Below are 7,660 nucleotides of genomic sequence, written 5' to 3' on the forward strand. Positions count from 1 at the left end.
GTCTCATTGCATTAATATTCAGTGGGTGAATTTAGATCTGACAAATGTGGGGTGAATTGAAAAAATAGTAGATATTATCGATTTATCCGTAAGGGGGTTCGAAATCTGTGATCATATCAGTTTTTAGAAAGGATCTACACAGTACTGTAAATTGGTTGAAAATAATTCATCAGATTCTTCCTTGAAGACACATAAGAATGAGAAACCATTCGCAGAAAACATGGGATCAATCAGATATTCTCCTATCAGAGAGGTCTCCTGTTTGTAAACTAATTCGACCAAAATCGAGAAAATAATTTATTTTACCCCTGTTAACCGCCACTTTCCTTTTGGAACCATGATCTCAAACCGTGCTCCCTTCCCGGGTTCCCCCGTTTCAGTGATGCTTATACCGGTAATATCAAGAATCTCTCGTGAGAGATTAAGTCCAAACCCGGTATGTTTGTAATATTCACGCTTGAAAATTTTCCCTTTGAACTCGTCCGGGATCCCTACCCCATCATCTGCACAGATGATAATATATCCACCTTCCTGCTCATTCCCGGAGAATCGAATTTTGGTGATTGTCTCTCCATATCGCCTTGCATTTTCAACAAGGTTGTAAAAGACTTTTTCCATGAGGGGATCAGCAAATACTTCAACCCCTGAAATATCGATCTGCAGTTGAATCGAACCGATATCAACGGGTTTCATTACGTGAGAGATAACAAGGCCTACGTCCTGCCAGACTGGTGTGTGTACCCCGATATCCTCATAATCACGGGTGAATGCCAGCTGCCGTTCAATATTATGTGAGGATATATTTGCTTTCTCGATATACTTCCGTACTTCGGGACTCAAGTCTGTTTCATGTGCGAATTCAAGATATCCAAAAATAACCTGTAGTTCGTTACCGATATCATGCCTTGTAATACTGGACAACAAGTTTAACTTATGGTTTGCCTGCCTGAGAGCTTCTTCAACACGATTACGCTCGGTAACATCCTGGATAATTGAATGTAGTAATCGTTTTCCTTTTGCAATGACTGGGCCGCTGAAAACTTCAACATCCCTGATCTCTCCGCTCTTTTTCCGATGTTTAAACTGAAAAATCGTTCCTTTCTGTCCTACTGCATAGGAAATGTCCATCTTGATAACTTCGGGATCTGCTGTGTTGATCTCACTGATGGATTTGTTGATCAATTCATCCCGATCATACTCATAATACTTAATAGCAGCAGCATTTGCATCAACGATTCGATTAGTTTCTGAATCAATAATAAGCATGACTGCGTTATTGATCTCAAACATGTCACGGTACCGCTTCTCACTCTCTCTGAGATTGTCCTGTATCTGTTTACGTTCAGAAATATCCTGAATAGTCCCAGATATCAGGAGAGGAGAACCATCATCAAGCCATTGGGTCGTTTTCCCTCTGACAAGCACCCATATCCACTCCCCGGAAGTCTTTCTTATACGGTGTTCTGATTCAAAGATGGTGGTCAGACCACCCAGATAATTATTAAGACGCTGCATGATGAGGGGGATATCTTCAGGATATGATAATTCACCAATTTTTAGCGTATAAAATCCATTCTCATTCTGTTCGTACCCAATGAGGCCTGCGGCCTGATTATCGAAATTTCCCATCATGGAGGGAATATGAATCTCCCACATTCCGGTTTCAGACCCTGATAGCGCTAATTGAAGCCTGCTTTCACTATCCGCAAGTGCTTCTGTGGCCAGCTTATAGTCGGTGATGTCTTCAGCAACACCTTCAATCCATCCCTTTTCCCAGATGAGTCGTGCAGAAAAGCGAATCCACACAATCGAATCATCGTTTTGTCTTATCCGCATCTCATAATTCTGGAACTCACAGGTCTCCTTTAACAGAGAGATCATCTTCTCGCGGTCATGCGGCTCGACATATCGCTCTGCCATGCTGAAAGGATTTTCCAATAATGATTCGCGGCCTTCAAATCCAAAGAATCGGGCAACCGCATCGTTTGCGTCTATTATGAACCTGGTGATTATATCGGTTCTGAAAAGGCCGATTTGAGAATTCAGGAAGATGGTTCTGTACGTCTCCTCTGCAATTCTCATTGCCTCTTCAGCCTCTTTGCGTTTGGTTATATCCTGAATCTGGACGAGATATCCGGTGATGGTTTCTCCATCATTGCACAGCGGGGTGATGACTATATCAATCCAGATTATTCCTTCCCTGGTGGTTGGATACCCATAGCGGTTTTTCACTTTGTCGAAATCAAAAGAGCCATGGTATTGAATCCCTTCTCCGAGATAGAGTTTATTTTTTCGCTTGTCTGTAAGATAGATGTCTGAAAATAGAGAGAATGTTTGGATCTTTTTAATATCATCTATACCAAAAAGGGTCATACAAGCTGGGTTCATCTGCACCAGTGTTCCTGAAGCATCAAACAGTTCTATGGCAATCGGCGACTGATCGTAAATTGCATGGTATCGCTCCTCACTCTCCCGGAGGTCGTGTTCTCCCTGTTCTCGTTCAGCAATCTGGGTTATGAGTTCCTGGTTTGCCTCAGATAACTGATCAGTTCGTTCATGGACCTGTTGTTCGAGGGTTTCCAGTACCTGGTGAAGGTTAACTTCTGCCAGTTTACGATCAGTGATATCATGGGCAAGAACAGCAACACCAATGATCTCTTCTCTACTCCTGATAGGGTTGTGTAGCACGTAGAAATATTTACGCGAGAGAAGTTCTTCCCCTGAATATGCCTCATCTACGAGTTCCTCTCCGGTTAATGCCAGATCAAGGTTGTGCCTTGAGGTTTCCCGGTCAAGTGGTACTGAAATATAGTCAAGTATACTCTGACCAAGTTCTATCTCTGCTCCATAGAGATTTTTCATGGTGGTGGCGTGGCCCTGATTAAAACTGGTGTATCGATAGGTGCGGTCTACAGAGAATATCAGTGCGTTCGCACTGTTAATGATGCCATGTAATATGGAGTACTGTTCCATCAACTTGTTTTCAGCGGATTTTCTTCTGGTTAACTCTCTTTGGATAGTCGCTATCCATATCCCTCCAATGACAAACAGGAGGAGTAAAAAGATTATAGCAACGCGATATGTCCCTTCTGTAATCTGCTCCCTAGTTTGAAAAATTCCTTCTGTAGGGTTCCAGGCATCGAGGACGCTGCGATACGTGCCATCTGCCTTTATAATTTGTAGGGCATTATTAATTTCATTCAACAGTTTTGTATTCCCTTTTTTAACCGCAAATGAAGAGTTGGAGGATGCTATTGGTTCGCCAGATACCTTGATATTTTGAATCCTGTTTTGAGCAAGAATATATGAACCTACCCGGTAGTCTACAACGACTGCATCGAGAGAACCGCTCTGTACCTGGTTGAACCCTTCAGTAAAATTGGGGATGATTGTTAAGAGTATTTCAGGGTCTTTTTCTAATATCTGGAGAGGAAGACCTTTTGCTTCAACACCAACCTTAAGTCCGCGAAGGCTTGAGATCCCGGAAATGCCGAGTTTTTCTTCCCGGGTGAAGATAGAGAACTGCGATTCTAGCAGGGTATCTGAAAAATCATAGAATTTCAGCCGTTCTTCTGTAGGATTTATCTGAATCAGGGCATCTGCTTTTCCTTGTGCAACAAGTGACTGTGCCTGTGACCAGTTCATGGCCTTAATCTCAATCGGCTGTGAAATATGAGGTGCCAGTGCCCGGACTATGTCAACATCAACACCTTTGGGAGTTGTTCCATCCAGAAATATCACCGGGGGGATATTCTCATTTCCCAGAAAAAGGAGAGACGAAAGAGATGTGTTGACCGTGGTTTGTACAGGTTCACCTGAAGCTACATAGGCAGAAGATACTATCAGCAAAAGAATGGTCATCCAAACATGTGTCTTCATATTTTGATCCCTGTATCATCGAGATCCACCATTATCTGGTTGAATGAAACTCATCGAGAGGAATCCTGTATATCGAACAGGCCAGATATCAATACCTGTATCCCTGACCGGATTGCTCCCTGACTTCCCGATTGAACTCTGATTACGTACTATCTGGGCTGTGTAGTCTACACAACATCATGCGTTAGATCGATATAAAAACTATCTTGGCATTAATGGGGTATGGGATAGGAAGAGAGGATGAGATATTCATCCCATCCATACAATCCCTAAAGAAATAGTCCTGGTAGATTAAGGGAGTCAATACCTGATCAGAGAAGTTGGTACCATACATTAATTCTGAATGTAATAGGGAACTTATTTCAAAGGGAGCCATCTCGAAAATATATCTTGGATTGACTGAGTTTTACGTCATGGTTTACTCAACTGGATTGATTCACACCAGATCCGTGTCAGAAAGAACTACCTTAACCTGATATCTTCTGGTTTTGACTTACCCAGTTCCGGTTCCCCCAGGTAATATTGAAAACGTTATTGATGGCTTTCGTCACTGTTTCATTATCAATCCAGAGGGCTATAACATTCTCCCGATACTCCTGGTCTGCTTCAGGCAGGGGAAACATCATCAACATCTCCTTGTTATCAATAGTCATTGTCCGGATGAAAGGCTCTGGTGCTACCTGGAGATCGTTTATCACTTTGGTAAAGGACTCTGACACATCAAGCATCTTCTTTTGTACGAGGATCGGGTTATTGGTCGATATCCGTATGATGACGCCCCTTTTTTTTACGGCTTCAATCTGCTGCTTTATGGGTTCTACCTCTTCCGGATAATAGAGTGTTCCAAAAAGGTAGAGACTGGCTTTTGCCCTCTGCATCATATCAGTAGTCCTGATTACGATATTGTCTAGTCCATGAATGATGTTTGACCGGGGTACATCCTGTTTCTTGTGTTTGTCAAAATTCATTTTGAACTCATTTGTCATCTGATCGATCTCGGCATCAAGGATGGCTTTTCGCCCCCTGATTGCTTCAGTCGGACAGATTGCAGAAATTTTAGAGGGTCTGCCTTTTTCCACGAGAACAAGGTTCTCCCGCTCCAGACGCCGGATAGTATCGTATATTTTTGTCCGTGGGATTCCGGATTCTTCAGCAAGATCAAAGGGCGACAGGGTTCCAGCCTGTGCCAGAACTGCATATGCTTTTGCTTCGTATGCTGTCAGACCAAGTCTCTGGAGAAGCCGTATTGTTTTGATATTCATTGTCATAGAGAGTAATGTGACATATACCCTCATGTAGGTTACATAACTGTTATTGCCTAGGTCTGTTAATTCACGATCGAATAAAGAGGTGATGAAAGATGTCAACAGTTGAAGAGAACATGCACTTGATGCAGACCCTGGATGATGCCTGGAACGGTCAGGATTGGGAAACGTTTGAGAAGCGACATGCGTCCCATGTGGATGTATTCTGGCCAGGACAGGAAAAACCGACTCATGGAAGACCTTCCCACAGAGAAGAGGCGATTGCATTTTTCAAGATTTTCCCTGACAATAAGGTCGGGAACCGGCCCTACAAGGTCTTCTTCGGTCAGGGAGACTGGACATGTTCGGTGGCAGAATTTACCGGTACGTTCAAGGGTCCGATGACAACGCCCGATGGGAAAGAGATTCCTCCGAATGGGAAATCCTTCAAGGTTGAGTTCTGTACGGTCGCTCACTGGAAGGATGGGGAGATTATTGAAGAGAAACTCTTCTATGATAAGATCTCCCTGATGCAGCAGATCGGCCTGATGTAAGACGTCTGGGAACGTGAATTAGAGTTGGATTACGGGTGAAGATAGTATGAACGACCAATCCCAGCAAGAAGAGACGCCAGCATATAAAGAAATGAGGGTCACAGTAACAAAGAATGGACCCTACATCGTGAGTGGAGGAGTTCCCCTAATCCAGCAAGAGATATGTAATGATGATGAGGGATATTGCCGAAACTGGAAGGTTTCGAAGAAGTACCCGGTGCAGGAGACTTACGCACTCTGCCGATGTGGACATTCACAGAATAAGCCATTCTGCGATGGGACCCATGCAAAAATAGGCTTTGACGGGACTGAGAAGGCAGGGAGTGAGCCGTACCTGAAATATCCCCTGGTTATAAAAGGCCCGGAACTGGATCTTCTCGATTATGAGAATCTCTGTGTCCATGCACGGTTCTGTATGCGGGCCGGTGGGATATGGGATCTCACGGAGAAATCTGATGATCCAGTGGCAAGGGATACCGCAATTGAGGAGGCCCGCAACTGCCCTTCCGGGCGCCTTGTCCTAAAAGACAAGAAAACAGGGATGGCAATCGAGCCTGATCTCGAGAAGTCTATTGTCATTATCGAGTACCCGGCTCGAGGGGAGCACGGGCCACTTTGGGTGAGAGGGGGTATCCCGGTTGTATCATCAGATGGGAAACCCTATACGCTCCGAAACCGCGTCACGCTCTGCCGATGCGGGAAATCCATGAACAAACCGTTCTGCGATGGTAGTCATATTCAGCACTAGAAAAAACCTCCCTTTTTGAGGGTCAGATGTCTGGTAAATAATGCAACCATCAAAGAGAAACCTCCAATTAAAGTAAGCAAATTCACGACCCATAGTTTGAAGGATATCACCTTTCGTGCTCTATAGCGATGCAATCGATATATGTTCCCTAAGTTCTGAAGAATCGCAGCAATTATCTGTGTAGCAGCAAGCGAGTGGTCATTCTGGTGAAGTGCGAGATACTAATCTTTATTAGAACTTCTCCCGGAGTTTCAACTCGGCAACTGTTACATCAGGGTTCCGGTACCGCTGCCATCTCTCTGTTTTTTTTCCGACCTGAATAGCCTGAACCGGACAGTTGTGGATGCAGCCACAGCAGAGTTCGCAGCGGTGCTGAAAGACTGGTTTATTCTGGAAAAGCTCGATATTTTTTGCCGGGCAGACTGCGACACATGTCCCGCAGGAATTACATCTCTCTGATACGGTGAACTTCTGGTCCTCTCCATGTACACGGATGAAGAACCGGTGATAGAACAGGATGTGGAGGATCTCTCCGAAGAATGAGCGGGGGAGCTTAGCTTTCTGGCATTGTAGGGCAGCCTCCGCAACCCGGGCGATATCTTTATCCGCCGTTGCAAGCATTTTTGCACGCTTCTCTCCTTTAGGGGATTCGTACATCAGGATGTAGTTGCCTGGCATCTTTACCTTGAAACCCGCATCAAGCCCTCGTGACGTATTCTGCCGGAGAATTCCGTTGAGCTGTTGGAGGGCGGGGGCAGCCCCGGTTCCCCCGAACGTGCAAACGGCAAAGATATATTTTTCATTCCTGAAGCGGAGACGTGATGCAAACGATGCCAACATCGCTGGCAGACCTATGAAGTATACTGGAAAAACAATCCCTACACGCTCTGCCCCTGGGGTAATGTGACCCGTTGTATCACAAAATGATGCAACAGGCACCAACTCAGTCTCCCCAAGTGCTGTTGCGATCTTCTTCGCAATAACTAGTGAGTTTCCGGTTCCAGTAAAGTAATAAATTACAGTGGACATTTTGGTTCTCGCGGTATTATTTTATTGTCTAGAATTGCGATAACACTTTAGCCCTCCATGTTGGGGGTATATACTTGATTTTCCTCTTTGAGAGTCGGGTTCATCTCTTCATCACAGTTTTTCTGGTGATGAGATCAACCTATTTTCCGAGAGTATTTTCAAGGTTTGTCTGCAAGGGGAGTTGTTTGTTTATCCCCATTTAAATA

Annotated in this window: 5 protein-coding genes; 2 read left to right on the forward strand and 3 right to left on the reverse strand. The window is 44.4% G+C overall.

The annotated features are described in order from the left end of the window. Positions 1 to 297: 297 nt before the first annotated feature. Together VN429_RS09335 and VN429_RS09340 are read right to left on the reverse strand one after the other, a co-directional pair. Positions 298 to 3,879, reverse strand: a complete 3,582-nt coding sequence (locus VN429_RS09335; protein WP_325632514.1) for a PAS domain S-box protein — start codon at positions 3,877 to 3,879, stop codon at positions 298 to 300. Positions 3,880 to 4,346: 467 nt separating this feature from the next. Beyond that, on the reverse strand, positions 4,347 to 5,174 hold the full coding sequence (locus VN429_RS09340; protein ID WP_325632516.1) for a TrmB family transcriptional regulator: 828 nt from the start codon (positions 5,172 to 5,174) through the stop codon (positions 4,347 to 4,349). 65 nt (positions 5,175 to 5,239) lie between these two features. Here VN429_RS09340 and VN429_RS09345 point away from each other — a divergent pair, with 65 nt between their 5' ends. Beyond that, entirely contained in the window at positions 5,240 to 5,677 is a 438-nt protein-coding gene (locus tag VN429_RS09345; RefSeq protein ID WP_325632519.1) for an ester cyclase, read from the forward strand. 46 nt (positions 5,678 to 5,723) lie between these two features. Then, positions 5,724 to 6,425 carry a CDGSH iron-sulfur domain-containing protein gene (locus VN429_RS09350; RefSeq protein WP_325632522.1) on the forward strand — a complete coding sequence of 234 codons (702 nt, stop codon included), beginning with the start codon at positions 5,724 to 5,726 and terminating at the stop codon, positions 6,423 to 6,425. Positions 6,426 to 6,656: 231 nt separating this feature from the next. Here VN429_RS09350 and VN429_RS09355 read toward each other — a convergent pair whose 3' ends face one another. After that, the gene (locus VN429_RS09355; RefSeq protein WP_325632525.1) at positions 6,657 to 7,454 is read right to left on the reverse strand and encodes an EFR1 family ferrodoxin; all 798 of its coding nucleotides are present in this window, start codon (positions 7,452 to 7,454) and stop codon (positions 6,657 to 6,659) included. Between the last annotated feature and the right edge of the window lie 206 nt (positions 7,455 to 7,660).

The organism is Methanospirillum sp. (assembly GCF_035560735.1).
Taxonomy (GTDB): domain Archaea; phylum Halobacteriota; class Methanomicrobia; order Methanomicrobiales; family Methanospirillaceae; genus Methanospirillum.

Coding starts and splice junctions, on each gene's coding strand:
- VN429_RS09340 (WP_325632516.1), bottom strand. CDS start 5,174: ATGAGGGTATATGTCACATTACTCTCTATGACAATGAATATCAAAACA.
- VN429_RS09345 (WP_325632519.1), top strand. CDS start 5,240: ATGTCAACAGTTGAAGAGAACATGCACTTGATGCAGACCCTGGATGAT.
- VN429_RS09350 (WP_325632522.1), top strand. CDS start 5,724: ATGAACGACCAATCCCAGCAAGAAGAGACGCCAGCATATAAAGAAATG.
- VN429_RS09355 (WP_325632525.1), bottom strand. CDS start 7,454: ATGTCCACTGTAATTTATTACTTTACTGGAACCGGAAACTCACTAGTT.
- VN429_RS09335 (WP_325632514.1), bottom strand. CDS start 3,879: ATGAAGACACATGTTTGGATGACCATTCTTTTGCTGATAGTATCTTCT.